Annotated in this window: 18 protein-coding genes; 6 read left to right on the forward strand and 12 right to left on the reverse strand. The window is 66.4% G+C overall.

Annotation, left to right across the window (positions count from 1 at the left end; all coding sequences use genetic code 11):
• The first annotated feature begins 22 nt into the window (after positions 1-22).
• Positions 23-865, forward strand: a complete 843-nt coding sequence (locus tag QM693_RS18180; protein ID WP_283353050.1) for a metallophosphoesterase family protein — start codon at positions 23-25, stop codon at positions 863-865.
• Positions 866-1,036: 171 nt separating this feature from the next.
• Positions 1,037-1,495, forward strand: a complete 459-nt coding sequence (locus tag QM693_RS18185; protein ID WP_105414774.1) for a nitroreductase family deazaflavin-dependent oxidoreductase — start codon at positions 1,037-1,039, stop codon at positions 1,493-1,495.
• A gap of 82 nt (positions 1,496-1,577) precedes the next feature.
• Here QM693_RS18185 and QM693_RS18190 read toward each other — a convergent pair whose 3' ends face one another.
• From QM693_RS18190 to QM693_RS18210, 5 genes are read right to left on the reverse strand one after another with little or no spacing between them, the layout of a single operon-like run.
• Positions 1,578-2,765 carry a serine hydrolase domain-containing protein gene (locus QM693_RS18190; protein WP_283353051.1) on the reverse strand — a complete coding sequence of 396 codons (1,188 nt, stop codon included), beginning with the start codon at positions 2,763-2,765 and terminating at the stop codon, positions 1,578-1,580.
• Between the two features lie 49 nt (positions 2,766-2,814).
• Positions 2,815-3,123: a DUF202 domain-containing protein gene (locus QM693_RS18195; protein ID WP_283353052.1), complete on the reverse strand. Its 309-nt coding sequence runs from the start codon at positions 3,121-3,123 to the stop codon at positions 2,815-2,817.
• Positions 3,120-3,458 carry a YidH family protein gene (locus QM693_RS18200; RefSeq protein WP_283353053.1) on the reverse strand — a complete coding sequence of 113 codons (339 nt, stop codon included), beginning with the start codon at positions 3,456-3,458 and terminating at the stop codon, positions 3,120-3,122. The genes QM693_RS18195 and QM693_RS18200 overlap by 4 nt, the downstream gene beginning before the upstream one ends.
• The gene (locus tag QM693_RS18205; RefSeq protein ID WP_283353054.1) at positions 3,455-4,639 is read right to left on the reverse strand and encodes an acyl-CoA dehydrogenase family protein; all 1,185 of its coding nucleotides are present in this window, start codon (positions 4,637-4,639) and stop codon (positions 3,455-3,457) included. Before QM693_RS18205 ends, QM693_RS18200 begins: the two co-directional genes overlap by 4 nt.
• A 14-nt stretch (positions 4,640-4,653) precedes the next feature.
• Positions 4,654-6,204 carry an acyl-CoA synthetase gene (locus QM693_RS18210; protein WP_283353055.1) on the reverse strand — a complete coding sequence of 517 codons (1,551 nt, stop codon included), beginning with the start codon at positions 6,202-6,204 and terminating at the stop codon, positions 4,654-4,656.
• Between the two features lie 119 nt (positions 6,205-6,323).
• On the opposite strand from QM693_RS18210, the gene QM693_RS18215 reads away from it, so the two are divergent.
• The gene (locus tag QM693_RS18215) at positions 6,324-6,944 is read left to right on the forward strand and encodes a TetR/AcrR family transcriptional regulator (protein ID WP_283353056.1); all 621 of its coding nucleotides are present in this window, start codon (positions 6,324-6,326) and stop codon (positions 6,942-6,944) included.
• Here QM693_RS18215 and QM693_RS18220 read toward each other — a convergent pair.
• The gene (locus QM693_RS18220) at positions 6,890-8,236 is read right to left on the reverse strand and encodes an MFS transporter (RefSeq protein WP_283353057.1); all 1,347 of its coding nucleotides are present in this window, start codon (positions 8,234-8,236) and stop codon (positions 6,890-6,892) included. The genes QM693_RS18215 and QM693_RS18220 overlap by 55 nt on opposite strands.
• 321 nt (positions 8,237-8,557) lie before the next feature.
• On the opposite strand from QM693_RS18220, the gene QM693_RS18225 reads away from it, so the two are divergent.
• A complete protein-coding gene (locus QM693_RS18225; protein WP_283353058.1) occupies positions 8,558-9,238 on the forward strand; it encodes a class I SAM-dependent methyltransferase in 681 nt (226 codons plus the stop codon).
• A gap of 13 nt (positions 9,239-9,251) precedes the next feature.
• Here the strand turns inward: QM693_RS18225 and QM693_RS18230 are convergent, their stop codons facing one another.
• Positions 9,252-10,472, reverse strand: a complete 1,221-nt coding sequence (locus QM693_RS18230; RefSeq protein WP_283335760.1) for a cytochrome P450 — start codon at positions 10,470-10,472, stop codon at positions 9,252-9,254.
• A 144-nt stretch (positions 10,473-10,616) separates the two neighbouring features.
• On the opposite strand from QM693_RS18230, the gene QM693_RS18235 reads away from it, so the two are divergent.
• Together QM693_RS18235 and QM693_RS18240 are read left to right on the forward strand one after the other, a co-directional pair.
• Positions 10,617-11,396: a hypothetical protein gene (locus QM693_RS18235; RefSeq protein ID WP_283353059.1), complete on the forward strand. Its 780-nt coding sequence runs from the start codon at positions 10,617-10,619 to the stop codon at positions 11,394-11,396.
• Positions 11,397-11,599: 203 nt separating this feature from the next.
• A complete protein-coding gene (locus QM693_RS18240; RefSeq protein WP_283353060.1) occupies positions 11,600-13,006 on the forward strand; it encodes a guanine deaminase in 1,407 nt (468 codons plus the stop codon).
• Between the two features lie 54 nt (positions 13,007-13,060).
• Here the strand turns inward: QM693_RS18240 and QM693_RS18245 are convergent, their stop codons facing one another.
• From QM693_RS18245 to QM693_RS18265, 5 genes are all read right to left on the reverse strand, one after another.
• The gene (locus tag QM693_RS18245) at positions 13,061-13,528 is read right to left on the reverse strand and encodes a DUF4440 domain-containing protein (protein WP_283353061.1); all 468 of its coding nucleotides are present in this window, start codon (positions 13,526-13,528) and stop codon (positions 13,061-13,063) included.
• An 86-nt stretch (positions 13,529-13,614) separates the two neighbouring features.
• Positions 13,615-14,778, reverse strand: coding sequence for a Gfo/Idh/MocA family protein (locus QM693_RS18250; protein ID WP_283353103.1), 1,164 nt, complete (start codon positions 14,776-14,778; stop codon positions 13,615-13,617).
• A 215-nt stretch (positions 14,779-14,993) separates the two neighbouring features.
• Entirely contained in the window at positions 14,994-15,278 is a 285-nt protein-coding gene (locus QM693_RS18255) for a hypothetical protein (protein WP_283335766.1), read from the reverse strand.
• Positions 15,275-15,556 (reverse strand): hypothetical protein, encoded by a 282-nt coding sequence (locus tag QM693_RS18260; protein ID WP_283353062.1) that lies wholly within the window; start codon positions 15,554-15,556, stop codon positions 15,275-15,277. Before QM693_RS18260 ends, QM693_RS18255 begins: the two co-directional genes overlap by 4 nt.
• Before the next feature lie 155 nt (positions 15,557-15,711).
• A complete protein-coding gene (locus QM693_RS18265; RefSeq protein WP_280782807.1) occupies positions 15,712-16,113 on the reverse strand; it encodes a LapA family protein in 402 nt (133 codons plus the stop codon).
• Between the last annotated feature and the right edge of the window lie 27 nt (positions 16,114-16,140).

The following is a 16,140-nucleotide window of genomic DNA, read 5'->3' on the forward strand; positions in this document are numbered from 1 at the left end:
AACACAACCCGAAGGAACTCCCATGAAGATCGTCCAGATCAGCGACACGCACCTGTCCGCCCGCGGCGGGCGCACACAGCAGAACTTCGAACGCGTCGTCGACTACGTGAACCATCAGGTCCGTCCAGATCTGATCGTGCACTCCGGCGACATCGTGATCATCCACCCCGATGATGCGGACGACCGTGCGCACGCCCACGAACTGATGCAGCGGTTCGCCGCTCCGGTGCTCGCCGTGCCCGGCAACCACGACATCGGTGAGCCGGGCTCTGCACCGTGGAAGGGAATCGGCGTGACCGATGAGCGGATCGCCGCCTTCGAGGAGGTGTGGGGTCCCGATCACTGGCGCCACGACGTCGACGACTGGACGGTGCTCGGACTGAACAGCGAGCTCTTCGGTTCAGGTCTCGACCGGGAAACCGCGCAGTGGGCCTGGATCGAAGACGTGGCCGCGGACGTCCCCGACTCGCAGCGGGTGATCGTATTCCTGCACAAGCCGATCTGGAGTGCGCTGGACGAGCCGGTCGGGCACGCCGTCGACATCGGGGAATCCCGTATCCGGTTGCTCACAGCTCTCGGGAAGATGTCACTCGCCGCCGTCGGCAGTGGGCACCTGCACTGCTACCGGCAAACCGTCCGCGACGGGGTGCGCGAGGTCTGGGCGCCGTCAACCGGGTTCGTGGCCGGCGAAGGCGAATCCCTGCCCGGGCCGCTCCACCAACTCGGCATCGTCGAGTACGACTGCACCGGAGAGGCCGTGCGCGCGAGCTACCGATCCGTGCCGGACCTCGAAGACGTCACGATTGCCGCCGTGCCCGAGGTGACCGCGGCCATCGACGCACTGGGACACAGCACAGTCGGCTGACGTCGAGTGGCGGCAGTCGCGATCCCGGTTTGATCATCGTCACCGGTAACCGAACCGATCAGGAATCGAGAAGCGCCGACCACCTGGCCGCACTAGCGTCATTGCCGAGAGCCGTAGCCGGCGGCTCAGTGGTGGATGTCGCGAGGCGAAGTGACCGATGGGAGAGAGCACATGACGAACAACCAAGGCAAGCGCAAACCCGGAACCCCCGGCGCGTTCTCGCGGTGGATGCAGCGAAAGATGAACGCCCGCATGAACCGCAAGATCCGACGCGGCCACGGCCAGTTCATGGGCATGGACGTGCTGATCCTGAACACCGTGGGTCGTCGCAGCGGACAGCCGCGGCAATCGCCGGTGGCGTGGTTCGACGACGGTGACGATGCCCGGCTGGTGGTCGCGTCGGGTGGCGGCAGTCAGAACCCGGACTGGCACGCCAATCTGATGGCGCACCCCGACAAGGCGTCGATCGAATTGCCCGGCCACGACGCCACGCCGGTGATTCCGCAGCAGCTCGACGGAGCCGAGCGTGAGCAGGCCTGGCAGCGCATCGCCGCCGCCCAGCCCCGTATCGCGAAGTACCAGAGCAAATCCGACCGGGAATACCCCGTCATCCGACTCACCGCGCGGTAAATTGCCCCGCTGCGCGTCCGTCAGGTGAGCGATCCGTCAGCGGGAGTTGTGGAGGACGTCCTCGCAGGCGCTCGACGCGACATCAGACACCCACCATCGACACCTCCGACCCGATCCGGGTGAACACCGCCGGGAACGGTGGTGTCGCCACGCACGGTGAGATGATCTGCGATCCGAAATGTGCGACGACGAGGTCGAGTTCGCGGGAGACGAACAACCGCTGGCCGTGGATTCCACTCGCCATGAAGGAGTCGAACGGGTCGTTGAGGATCCACCAGTAGTCCCGGTAGCTCATCGTGGCAGGCGAATTCGCCGATGCTCGCGGCAACCGCACCGAAGCGGTGGCTCCCTCGTTGACGGTGCTGATCGCACGCACCACCGACTCCGGCACGATCTGCCGGTCGCCGAGAGCGCCGCCGCAGCGAAGCATCTCCCCCACCTTGGCGATGTCCCGGAGGGTGGCCGCGTAGCCTCCGCAGGCGGTTTCGACGCCGGCGGCGTAGAGGATGTACCGGGCGTCCTCGTCGGCTCCGATCTTCGACCAGATCAACTCGCTCATCAGGTCCGAGACGGTCGCGCCGGTGACGCGGCTGATCAGGGCGCCCATCGCCTCGCAGCTGCCGTTCTCGTAGTGGAAGACCTCGCCGTACGGGCCGGTCGCGCGGGCCGTTTTCAATCGGTCGAGCAAGGTCGTCGGCCCGTCGTATCCGTCGGGCCGCATCCCGGGGGCCACGACTGCCCACCACCGGTGTGCCTCGACCTCACGATGGAACTTTCGTCCCCCGTAGGCCACCTGTGTCGTCATGTCGAGCAGATGACGAATGGTGGCGTCACCGAACGCCGTTCCCGCCAACTCTGGAACGTATGTGGAGACCTGATCGTCCCGCGTGAACAGTCCCCGGTCCTCGAGCATCCCGGCGAGCAGGCCGATGAACGCCTTGGCCATCGACGCGGTCAGGTGCAGGTCCTGACGGCGGAGGCCGTGCAGGTACTGCTCGTAGACGACCGCGCCGCGGTGCAGCACGATCATCCCGTCCGAATGCGAGTCGACGAGGAGCTGGTACAGGGTGCTCGCTCCTCCGCCTCCGGTCTCCACGGCGAGCCGTGAGAGGTCCTGCAATCGCTCCGGCAGTTCCCGGCGCGGACCGTCGCCGCGCCAGACTCGACGCGTGGGGCCGGTCTCGCCGACGGCCGTCGCCTGCCGCCGGACCTGCGCCGGGTCGGTGAATCCGAGCGTCCATTTCAGTTCTGCGAGTGGCAATTGCGGCACAGGGGATCTCCTCTGTCGGATCGGGATACGGGCCGGGGAACATCGAGTTTCAGGCCAGTGCGGCAAGGGCGGCGCCGGCCGTCGCGAGAACGCCGAGGCTGACGGCGGCGGGTATCAGAAGACCGAGCGGGCGGGGGTCCTCGGGGCGCCGACGGTATCGGCGGTGCCGCGTCACCGCGCCTGCGACCACCGAAGCGGCAGCGACGCATACTCCGGCCACCGCACCGACGTGGGCGATGTGCGGGTGCACGAGCGCGGCGCGCACGAGTGCGGCGAGGCACAGGCAGACCGCCGGTAGCGTGCGGCGCCACGCCAGCACCGTGCGTTCGGCCTGCAGCGCCGGTGCCGGCGCGGTCACGTCGCAGCCCAGACGACGCCGAGCGCGGCGGCGAGACACACGCCGCCGACCACGGCCGGAGCCAGACGTGATGCCGGCAGCGGGACGCCGCGGCGCATCGCGGACTGCACCGACCGCCATCGCAGCAGCGCACCGACCGCGACGAGGGCGGCCAGCAGGATGCAGACCGCACCCAGGGTGTCGTGGAGCGCGGACCCGCCACGCGGGAGGGGGAACTGGCTGACCGCGACCCCGCCCGCGAGCAGAGCGAGCGCGGTACGGATCCAGGCCAGGAAGGTCCGCTCGTTGGCGAGCGTGAACCGGTAGTCGGGCTCCGTCTCCGTGTCGGCGCTCACGGGAGCAGAAGGAATCGGGCGATGCCGTTCTTCTGGATCTCAGAGGACCCGGTGAGGATCCGGAACATCCGCAGACGCTGGAACAGCGATTCCACCTCGCTGCCGCGGACGACGCCCGACTTGCCGTGGATCTGCACGGCGGCGTCGGCGATCGCGAACGCCTTCTCCGCCACGAACAGCTTGCACATGAAGGCCTCGGTCCGCGGCCGCTCGCCCCGGTCGAGCGCGGCGAGTGCGTCGTAGGTCATCGACCGGGCCGCGTAGAAGTCGGTGGCCATGTCCGCGAGGCGGTGCTGGATGCTCTGCAGCATGCCGAGCGGCGCGCCCTGCACCTGCCTGGTGCGGGCGTAGTCGAGGGACAACTCCAGGGCTCGGCGTGCACCGCCGAGCGCCGTCGGGCAGTGCAGGAGCCGGTTGACCGTGACGCGTCCGAGCCCGATCTTCAGCCCCTGCCCCACTTCTCCGAGCAACTGTTCCGGTCCGACGTAGCAGTCGTCGAGAACGATGTCGGCCTCGATGTGCTGGCCCGACATCGGGGTCTCGCCCTGCTGCACCGTGCATCCCGGGGTGTCCAGGTCGACGAGGAACGCGGAGTAGCGCGCGCCGTCGTCGCCGTCGTCTGCCATCTTGGCGATGAGGATGGAGAAGTCCGCGAACGGCCCGGCGGTCGAGAACACCTTGTGACCGGTCAGGCGCCACCCGTCACCGTCCGGGGTGGCGGTGGTGAGCATGCCGCGCACGTCGGAGCCGGCGTCGTTCTCCGTGAGCGAGAAGCAGCACGCGCGTTCGCCGCGCGTGACGGGGAGCAGGTACTTCTCGATCTGGTACTCGGTGGCGTACTGGAAGATGCTGCCCACCCGCAGCGGTCCGCCCATGTCGCCGAGTACCGAGGTCGACAGCACCCGCGGTGACGCGCCCACTTCTTCCTTCAGGGCTGCGAGTTCGGTGAACGACAGTCCCGCGCCGCCGAGGTCCGCGGGCAAGCTGACACCGTAGAAGCCGAGTTCGCGGCTGCGTCGCCACACCGGTTCGAGCGTCTCGCGGGTGTACACGCTCTCGGAGGTGAGGCCGAGTTCGCGTTCGTAGTCGGCGAGTTCGCCGTCCAGGTAGTCACGCAGCCGTGCGACGAGGTCGTGCAGGCGAGGGTTGTGGTCGTGGGTGGGGTTCAGGGTGAAGGTCATCGACGGCTCCGCTCTCAGTTGACGTGGCGGGCGGCCTGCGCCCAGTAGGATTCGCGCACCGACTTGCGGTCGATCTTGCCGTTGCGGTTGACGGGGAGGCTGTCGACGAAGTCGATCGAGCGGGGTTTCTTCATGCGCGCGAGGCGTTCGGCGCAGTGCTCGATCAGCTCGTCCTCGGTGACCGGGGTCCGCGTGACGACGACGGCTTTGACTGCCTCGCCCCACTTCTCGTCGGGGACACCGACGACGCACGCACCGGAGACAGCCGGGTGCTCGTACAGCGCGGCTTCCACCTCGCTGCAGTAGATGTTGAAGCCGCCCGAGATGATCATGTCCTTCTTGCGGTCGACGATGAACAGGTATCCGTCGTGGCGGAAGTACCCGACATCCCCGGTGTGCACCCAGCCGTCGACGAACGTCTCGGCGCTCAGATCCGGTTCGTGCCAGTACTCGCGCACACAGTCGGGGCCGCGCGCGACGATCTCGCCGATCCCGCCGGCCGGCAGTTCGTTGCCCGCGTCGTCCACCACGCGAACCTCGGTGTCGAATACCGGTCGCCCGCAGGACATCAGCAGTTCCGGATCGGATTCGACCCCTCGCACGACGTCGTCGCAGGTGAGCACGGTGATACCACTCGTGGTTTCCCCGAGACCGTATCCCTGCATGATGACGGGGCCGAACATCGCGACGGCGTCGCGTAGCCGTTGCGGTGAGACCGGGGCGCCGCCCACGCCGACGCACCGCAGGCTCGACAGGTCGACGTCGTTCGCGGCGGGATGGTCCATCAGCATGTTGAGCATCGTCGGAACGACGAAGGTGGTGGTGATGCGTTCCTTCTCGATGGTGCGGAGGAACAACTCGGTGTCGAAGGCAGGCAGGACGACGACCGCGCCGCCGCGGGCGAGCACGCCGAGCATCATCATCCCGGAGGCGTGCGTGATCGGTCCCGGGGCCAGGTACCGGTCCGTCTCGGTGGGCGCGCCCGTCGGGCTCATCAAGCGTTTGCGCATGTTGGCGAGTCGGTTTCCGTAGGTCTGCACGGCGGCCTTGAGTTTTCCGGTGGATCCGGAGGTGTAGTTGAGGACGGCGGGCGCGTCTTCGGTGAGGTCGGCGGCGACGGGATCGCCGAGTCCGTCGGCGAGGAGATCGGCGTAGCGGTCCGCGCCGGGTGCGCTGTTCCCGTAGTCGTAAACGGCGATGTCGAGGCCCAGATCTGCGACGACCTTCAACGCGACGTCGGCGTGCGCGGCGTCGACGAACAGCGTCGTGACGTTCGCGTCGCGCAGGACGTGGCCGAGTTCGTCCGCTCCCAGGCGCGCGTTGACGGGCACGCGCACGAATCCGGCCTTGCACACGGCCATCTCGGTCACGACGAGTTCTCCGCAGTTGCCGGCGAAAGTGGCCACCGCGTCGCCGATTCCGAGGCCGGTGCGCATCAGCGCGGAGGCGAGACGGTTGGTCGAGTCGTCGAGTTCCCGGTAGGTCAGGCGACTGTCGCCGCACACCACGGCCTCGCTGTCCGGCCGGAATTTCGCACTCCGGGTGAGGTAGGTACCGAGATTCATACAGTCTCCAAGATCGACGTGTTGATCGTTATTGGACATACTGTCCAGCATCGGGCGCGATGTCAAGGGTGCACTATGCTGACGGAACTGCAGGCGTGAGACGAAGGGCGGAAGTCACCGTGGCCACCGAAGACCGGCGTGTGCGCCGCACCAAGCGACTGCTGCGCGACGCACTCGTCTCGCTCGCGCTCGAACGGGGTTATTCCGCAGTCACCGTGGAAGACGTCACCGAACGTGCCGACGTCGGCCGCGCGACGTTTTACACGCACTACACGGACAAGGACGAACTGCTCGGCCAGATCGTCGCCGACCTCGGTGAGGACCTGAAGGAGCGGTTGCGGCCCCTCGTGTCCGACTCCTCGGTGGGGTTCACCGGCAAACCGGTGCTCGAAATGTTCCGGCACGCCGCCGAGGAACGCGACGCCTACCGCGTCGTACTGCGCGGTGAGGGCGACGGGCGTGCACTGCGCCGATTCGTCGACGAACGGACCGCCCTTGCCGCCCAGATCTTCTCGACTCGATCCGCCGCCAACGGGGTCACACCCCGCATCGATATGGAAGTGCTGTCGCGGGCGTGGGTGGGCGAGCAGGTGGCCGTGCTGCAGTGGTGGCTCGAATCCGATCCACCACCGCTCACCCCGGAAGCCGTCACCGAAATGTTGCTGGAGCTGTCGCTGCGCGGGCGCTACTGGGCGTCCGGCTTCGACGGTTCACCCTCGTCGGACGACGACACCACCTGAGAGTCGCGCACCGCGGCGCTGTCTCGTGCGTACGGCCGGTACAGCAGACCGGAACACAGCCCGTTGACGACGGTGAGCGCCACGGTCACGAGCAGGAGCGCTCCCTGCAACCCGATCGCATCACCCAGATAGCCGACCAGCAGCGCATATCCCGCGTACGCGAGCGCCTCCACCGTCGACAGTGACACCGCGAAGGCCAGGGCCCGTTGTTCCGGGCGCACCACCGCCATGATCAGTGGACGGTTGACCACCGGTACCTGCCCTTGCAGGAACCCGACCACCGCGAAGATCGCGACGAAGAATCCGATCGACGACGTCGGCATCTGCAGCTCGACGAATACCGCTGCCGCGAAGGCCAACTGACTGGCCTGCAGCATCATCACCCGCCCACTCGCGGGCCACCGGCGGTGCGCGGCGTCGTTGAGGCGGCCGCCGACCACGGTTCCGAGCAGGTACCCGATCGCGAACGGCGTAGCGACGATCGCTGCGGTGGCCGTCGAGAATCCCCGCTCCTCCACCAGGAACACGACGCCGAAACTCATGATCACGTTCTGCCCCGAGAACAGCCGTTGCACCAGGATGTAACGGAAGGTTTTGATGCGCAGCAGCTCCCGCACACCGGCGACGACGTTCTGCGCCTTCTCCTCCGCTTTCACCGCCGCGTCGCCGGCCCTGTTCCCGCCCCCGCCGGGGCGTGTCTCGTCGAGAAACACGACGACGAGAACACCGATCAGAATGCACATACAGCCGGAGAGGACGTAGCCGTACCGCCAGCCGTCGTCGAACCCCGACAGCTGACCGAACAGCGGGGCGCTCACGCCGGTGATGATGGCGACGCCGCCGTACAGCATCCCGGTGGCCCGGCCGCGCCGTCTGTCGTCGTAGAGATCGCCCATGATCTCGAGAGCGATGGGCCCGGCGCCCGCGAAGCCCGCAGCCGCGATGCCGTACAGGATGACGAACTGGGTGAAACTGCTCGACAGGCCCGCCAGGATCACCCACACCCCCCAGAAGCCCGAGCACGTCGCAAGCACGGCCCGGCGCGAGAACCGTTTGGCCAGGAACACCCACGGAACCGCGGCGAAGATGCCCACCGCCTTGGACACCGCCACGATGACGCCGAGCGCCGACGACGAGAGCCCCAACGCCTCTCGCATCAGTGGGAACAACACCGTGGTGATGCTGTTCTCGGCGTTGTCCATCGCGGTCGAGGCCGTGAGCAGACTCAGGTTCTTCCCCCGGGTCCGCCGGCCGGCCGTCAGCGTGCGCGAGGTGGAAACGTCCAGTGCCATCTGCGTCCTCTCGACGAGTCACCCTGCGATGCGTGTGGTCCGCATCACAGGAGCCAATGCTGGCGACAGTATCCATAAATGGACGCTGTGTCTATGTTTGGATTTTCGAGGTTCGAAATAGTGACGCGTTTTCCGGATTCACGCTCGCAGGAGAGGACTGCACCGGGACCGACCCCGTGATCACCACTGATCAGCCTCCTCACGCACCCGGTGATCGTGCAAAAACCGACCGCACACCCGTTAATCTCGAATCGACAACGGGAAGTCGACCTGCGCGAGTTCGAGGCCGTGGGAACCGGGATATCAACGAGGAGCGCGACCATGCCGATGGCACCGTTCGACCCCATCACCGCGATCTACACGCCGGCGCACGCCTGGATGTACGAGACCATCGTGGCCCCGGCCGTCTACCGCTCACGCCACGTCATCGACGAGTACTTTCTGCCGCATCTCGCATCGAACGCCCGCATTCTGGATGTCGGATCGGGCGGGGCACTGTTCACGAACTACATCGCCGACCAGCGCCCCGACGTGCACATTCTCGGCCTCGATCTGTCGGAAGCCCAGATCAAGCGCGCCACCAAACGCATGCGTCACTACGGCGACCGGGTCCGGTTCGACGTCGGCGACGCCACGCGGCTCGACTTCCCCGACCAGACCTTCGACGGTGTGATCAGCTACGGCTCCATCAAGCACTGGTCGTCGCGCGAGGCCGGACTCGCCGAGTGCGTGCGCGTCCTCAAACCGGGTGGCCCCCTGCTGATCACCGATGCGGACCGCAGCACGAGTTTCGAGGACGCCGAAAAGTTCGTCGAGAACTACAAGGCGCCGCGCGTCCTCGGCAGCATCAATCTCGCGATCTTCCACACCTGGATTGCCGGTCGCTCCATCAGCCTCGACGAGGCGCGTGACCTCGCGAGCCGACTCGATCTCGTCGACGAGCACGTCTCCCGCATCACCGAGATGCCACTCGTCATGATTTCCGGTCGTCGGCCCGCGTGAACCTCACCGTCCGTCACGTGTTCCGGGCCGGCAGTGCGGCGATGCCGCTGATGAACGCGGAGAGCAGCAGTTCCGGTTCGCCCACCGCGTGGAGTGCGGGGTGGGCGATGAAAAGTTCTTCGAGCATGACGCGCAGCTCCAGCCGTGCGAGGTTCATACCCAGGCAGTGGTGGATGTCTTTCGCACCGAAACCGAGGTGCTTACCGGCGTTCGCCCGGGTGATGTCGAACCGGCCCGGACCGTCGAAGATGCGTTCGTCGTGGTTCGCGGACACGTACCACATGACGACCTTGTCCCCCGCCGCGATGTGGGCGCCGCCGAGCTCGGTGTCGACGGTCGCGGTGCGCCGCATGTAGGGCACCGGGGAGGCGAAGCGGATCACCTCGTCGATCGTGTTGTCGATGTGGCCGGCGAAATCGGCGAGCAGCAATTCTCTCTGATCGGGGTGCTCGGTGAGCAGATGCAGCGCCCAGGCCAACGCTTGCCGGGTGGTCTCGAAACCCGCCGTGATCAGCAGGATGACGAACGAACCGAACTCGGTCGGCGTGAGGGCCTCGCCGTCGACCATCGTCGACACCAGCCGGGACGTCAGATCCTCACCGGGATCCGTCTTGCGTCTCTCACCCAGCTCGAGGGCATACCCGTAGATCTGGCCCAGGCCGGCCGCGCCGCCGGGTGCGGTGACGAACTCCTGATCACCACCTCCGGCAACGACGTCGGCCGCCGCGGCCAGGATCATCGGCCGGTCGCTCTCCGGGATCCCGATCAACTCGCAGATCACCTGCACCGGCAACCGGGTCGCTACGTCGGGGACGAAGTCGAACTCGGCATCTCGGGGAAGGTCCGCGGCGATCTGCGCAGCGTAGCCGCGCACCCGCTCGGCGATGCCCCGCACCGACGCCGCGGTGAACGCCGATTGCACGATGCCCCGCAGACGCCGGTGACGGGGATCGTCCATGGCGATCATCGACATGGCGAACTCGAGGATCTCGACCGGGACGTCGTCGATGGTGAAGCCCTTGGCCGAGGAGAAGACCTCCGGGTTCCGGCTGACCGCCACCACGTCGTCGTATCCGACGACCGACCAGAAGCCCGGACCGGCTGTTTCCGTGTGGAACTCGATCGGCGATCGCTGACGAAGCTCCTCGAACATCGCGCGACGACCCGCGAAACTGCGGTCCCAGAACGCCCGTGATGCGGGCGAGATGATTTTTTCGGACGCAGAACCCGTCACCGGTCCCCCTCGGTCGGTCGTATCGATACTGCGACCCTACTGGGGAAGCCATGGTTACGCTGATGAGGCATCACCGCAGGTCAACAGCTATGATCATAGGATCACCCGGCGGTGCGCCGGAGATGAAACGGGGAGGATCGACCTGTGGCGTCGAGGGTTCGGCTCGGCAACCTGCGAGAGGTGCGCGATCATCCGTTGGGGATGACCGAGACCGGGTTTCGCGCCGACCTGACCCAGCCCGAAGCGTTCGCCAGAGGTCGTGGCCCGTTTCCCGGTGATGCCGACAGCGTCCGGTCCGAGCGTGAACTGTTCGTCACCGCGCCGGACGACGAGGTGCTCGCGGTGGCGACGATCACCGGGGTCCGCGAGCACGACGGCGAACTCGTCGTCGACGGAGACCTGGTTGTCGATCACGAACGGGTCGGGACGCGGCTGCTGATACGAACACCGGCCGAGAACGTCTTCTCCTGCGCGGACGAGGAATCGGCGTGGGCGGGCTCGATCGAGCGGGCGCGGTGGGTCTACGTGCGGGCGCTGGTCGAGGTCGCAACGGTCAAGACGGCGTCCTACGACCGCAGGCTCGCGGGCGCAGATCCCGCCGCCGACCCCGAGCTGACCCTGGCGACTGCCAACGAGACGATGCAGGTGGTTCCGCGGTACGTGATGATCCACCGCAGCGGAAAGCTGCGTCTCGGCGGGCCGTACGCCGACACCGCGGACTGGGACGGCCACGTCGAACCCTGGACGGATTACGGGTACGTCGATTGCCTGCGCCTCGACGACGTCCTGGGCACCAGCGGCGACCTCGACATCGACGTGCTCCGGCCGCTCACGTCGCGGGCCACCGCCGCGGAACTTCTCGAGTCATTGGGCTGGGACAAGGTCATCCGTCGATTCGTCGACGACCGCACACCCCCGCAGTAGCACCGAGCCGGCAGTGATTGCCGCGGGCGCTTGGCCTGTTCGGCCGCGACCCGGGTCGGATCGGTGGCATTGTTAGTACGGGCTGTTATCTCATCGTGGGTGCGGCACGCGGCCGCACAGGTGCTACTCGGCTGGGCTTCGTCCAGCCGCCGAAGTTCATTGCAGAAGGCATGATCCGTTACCACTCGACGGGAGTTCATCGCATGGCCACGCACACCCATCTCGGACACATCTTCCACATCGCCGGCACACCGAAAGTGACCGAAGCCGCGGCCGCCCTGGTATCGATTCCCGACGGCGCCCTGGTGCTGGACGACGGCGGGCGAATCGTGTTCTGCGGTGACCGAGCCGAGATCCCGTCGGATTACGAGTCCGGCACCGTGCACGACCACAGGCCCGGCTTTCTGCTGCCGGGGTTCGTCGACACCCACATCCACTTCCCGCAGACCTACGCCGGCGACTCCTACGGCGGCGGTCAGCTGCTGGAATGGCTGACCCTGTGCATGTTCCCGTCGGAGACGAAGTTCGCCGACCCGGAGTTCGCGCAGCAGGCGGCCGTCGAGTTCACCAACCGGCGCATCTCGGCGGGCACCACGGCCGCCATGGTGTTCGGGTCGGCGTTCCCACATGCGCAGGACGCGTTGTTCACCGAGACGCAGAAGGCCGGTCTGCGGATCGTCAGCGGCCGCGGAATTCAGACCGTCGGCGGCGAAACCGCTCAGCCGCTGATGACCTCCGAAGAGGACGCGATCCGGCTCACCCGCGAGGAGATCGAGAAATGGCACGGCGCCGACACCGGCGATGTCGCCACGGCGTTGCTGCACGTGGCGATCATCCCGCGGTTCTCGCTGTCGGTGACCCCCGAGACCCTGAAAAATCTCGGAGAACTCTACGAAGAGGTCCGCGACCGCGGGGTGTACGTGCACTCGCACCTCAACGAGAACAATCGTCCCGGCACCGGCGAGGTCGACTCGACCAAAGAGACCTATCAGGTGAATTCATACCTGGACACCTACGACGGGAAGTTCCTGCCCGGTTCGGAAGTGGGCGGGAAGAGCCTGCTGGGCCGACGCACCATCCTCGCGCACTGCGTGCACTGTCAGGATGTCGAGCTCGAACGGATGGCCGAGACCGGCACGTCCGTCTCGCACTGCCCGATCTCGCAGCTGTTCCTGGGATCCGGAACGATGCCGTGGAAGCGCACCGTCGCGTCGGGCGTCAACATCTCGGTGGGAACCGATTTCGGCGGCGGCGACGAATGGCTGATTCCCCGGGTGCTCGGCGACGCGTTCAAGGTGCACATCACCGAGGCCGGTGACGACGGGGTGTCGATGCATCCGGCCGAGATGCTGTTCGTCGGCACCCTCGGCGGTGCCCGGGCACTGGACATGGAGGACCGGTTCGGCAATTTCGACGTCGGGAAGGAAGCCGACTTCGTCGTCGTCGACCCGTCCGGCACGCCTGCGCTCGACGGGCTGCTGCGCAACGCCGTTCGCGCCGCCGATCCCGATCTGGCCCGCAATCAAACCCTGTTCGCGTTGCTGATGGGGATACGCGACACGTCCATCTCCGAGGTCTACGTCGCAGGCCGGAAAGCCAAGGCGTCCTAGACGGGTGGTTCCCCGTGACCGCCGGACGACCTCACGGTCAACCGGCGGTCACGGCTAGGGGTTCACCGACGAATGGTGGTTGGCGATCAGCCACCTTCCGTCTTCGTACCGATAGACCCACGTCACCCTGGCCGCCACATCTAGACCGTTGGCGTTGATGACCCAACGGCCCACGTTGTAGGCGAGGTTGCATTCCGAATACTTGACACTTTCTTCCATACGGGCAATGGGATCGGCCTTGATCAGGTTGCCGAAATACTCCGTTATCTCCTCCGGAGTGTCCGCCATAGGCACCGACAGGGCCGGCAGCAGCACCGCATCCGGCCGGTACAACGCGGCGACCCTCCTCGCGTCACCGCTTTCCAGTGCGTCATTCCAACTCGTGAAGAGCGCATCCAGTTCATTGTCTGTCGCGCGCACGCAATTGTCTTCGGAGTCAGAGGATCTGCCCGAGGAACAGGCGACCGCCGAAATCGCCAACGCGAGAATCGCGAAGCCCGAGCCGAACGGTGTGGTATTCATACCAACCTCCGCGGAGAAAGGCGCCTACCGGAATTGACCCGCTAACCGATAAAGCGTAACTCCGGGGCCTGGCTCTGCGGATCGGATCAGCGCACGTCGACCCACGCACGAGATGCGACCGATGCCGTAATGGCGTCGAGAGTTTCGGCCGCGGCCACGGCGTCGGCGATCGTTGCGCCACGGGGCTTTCCGTCGACGATCGAGGCGATGAAGTTGTTTCCCTCGATGACCTTGAGGTCGTCGTAGCTCATCGAGGACGCGGAACCCGGCTGGAAACGGGCATACGCTCCGGCGTCGGGGCCCACCCACACCGTGGTGATCGACTGGTCCTGGTATGTGCTCCCGAGGCTCGTTCCGAGTTCGTTCATCCGGCGGAAGTCCCAGTACACCGCACCCCTGGTGCCGTGGATTTCGAACCCGTAGTTGTTCTGCTCGCCGACGGCCACGCGACTCGCGTCCAGCGTGACCCGTCCGCCGGACGACAGGCGAACCAGCGCGCTGACGAAGTCGTCGTTCTCCACCGGCCCCAATTCGCCGCCCGTCGCGCGCGCATGCCCGCTGGTGGCACCCGTCGGGATGGCGCGCTGGGGGATGAAGATCGCGGTGTCGGCCACGACTGCGTCGATGTCGCCGAGCAGGTACCGGACCAGGTCGACACCGTGCGAGGCAAGGTCGCCCAGAACGCCCGACCCACCGCGCGCGTTCTCGTAGCGCCAGCTCAGCGCGCCGTCCGGATGCGCGGCGTAGTCGCTGAGGAAGCGGAAGCGTGAGTGCGTGATGGTGCCCAGCTCGCCCGCCGCGATGAGGTCGTGCGCCATCGCAACGGCCGGTGCGTTTCGGTAGTTGAATCCGACGGTCGACTGAACGCCTGCCTTCTCCACGGCGGCGGCGACTGCCTTCGCGTCCTCGGACGACAGCCCGACCGGCTTCTCGATCCAGATGTGCTTGCCCGCCTCCGCCATCGCGACGCCGATCTCGCGGTGCAGGAAGTTGGGTGCGGTGATGCTGACCGCGTCGATGTTCTCGTCGGCGGCGATGTCGCGCCAGTCGGTCAGCGCTGCGCCGAACCCGAACTGGGCGGCAGCTTCCTCGGCGCGGCCGGGTACCTCATCGGCGACGGCCCCCAGACGGATGGACGGCGCTTCCGGAAAGTGCTGGCGCTGACGCAGATACGCGTTCGTGTGCACTCGGCCCATCCAGCCGAATCCGGCGACGGCTACTGCGATTTCGGTGGGGTTGACGTTGGTCAAGATCGACTCCGGAATGATCGGTGCGGCGTGTGTCTCTACGACAGTGCTGCGCGCCACGAGCGAAGTCAATCATTTGTTCTGACAAAGTGGCTCTCGAGGTGATTTTGATGGCTTTTCCGGGCCTCGCACCGCCATCGCGCGGAGGGACCGCTGATCGCGCGGACCAGCGTTCCCCTTCCGCAGCAGGTGCCGACCCGGCGCACCTCCACCAGCGACTACGCGCCCGCGCGTCGCACCAACGCCGGTACGCCGGCGTCGACCCGAACCATCCACTGATCCAGCGACTCGAACATCTCGTCCCCCGACGGTCCACCGGGCACAGAGAGTTCATGCAACGCTTGGCCTTCCGAAGGAACAAGCGAAACCTGAGGCGGAACGTCCTCACCCGATGCCGGGCCCGACGCCACGTCCGCAGTTCGCAGGACAGCGGCGAGAATGCTGCCCTGTTCGTCCGTCAGGACCTGCATCTGGGAAACCCTTGGCGATTCCTGTGTCGTCATGCGGGGACGCCTCCTTCCAGATGGAACCACACGCCCGAAGTGGAGCTGTTGTGAATGCCGAGCACGTAGTACTGCTTGCTGGGGCCGCCGAATACCGGTGCGTTGGCGGTGCCCTGCCACTGCGTCATCAGGATCTTCGTGCCACCACCACCCTGGCTGGCGTCGAGTCTCGCAGTCGCCAACTGCGGGCCCTTCCAGATGTCTCCAAACGAGAAGGAGAATTGATTCGCCTGCCCAGCGGCGAGAAAAAGCCCCTGAGGAGTTGTCGACCAAGCCATTTCGGTGTCCTTTCGTCGAATCACGAATGCGATACAGGACCGACCCTATGAGGACCCTCGCCAGTTGAACCGAGTAGTCGACTACTCGAATCTCTCGGCCGAGGGCCTGACCGGTCGACGCATCGATCGATGCGAACACGGAAAATGAGCAACGGTCAGGTGGTCAGTTTCCGTTGCCGGTTCGCTGCCCGCCGGATCTGAAGGATCCGGACACCGCCGACGAGCGCCATGACCACCGCGCCCGCGATGGCCGCGAACAGCAGAGTGACCCCGAGCGGGACCGTGAACTCCCAGACGAACAGTTCCAGGACGACGCTGTCGAGGTTCTGCAGGATGAACACGAGAAGCAGGACCAGAACGAGAATGCCGATGACCAGACCAGTCCACGTCGCCCCGGTACGGGTGTGCTTGATCCCCTTACCTCTCGCCACATCCGGCGGTATCCCGGAACCCGCGTCATGGGCGTGCGGGTCGGAAGGAGGCACCCCGCCGCCCGGCGTCTGTCCTGCCGGCAGGTGCGGTCCGGCGTTCGGTGTTTCGTCCGTTGGGGGCAACATGGGACCCGATTACCCAGGCCGTCACCC

Origin of the sequence: Rhodococcus sp. IEGM 1305, assembly GCF_030058635.1 — a bacterium.
Taxonomy (GTDB): Bacteria; Actinomycetota; Actinomycetes; order Mycobacteriales; family Mycobacteriaceae; genus Rhodococcus_F; species Rhodococcus_F opacus_D.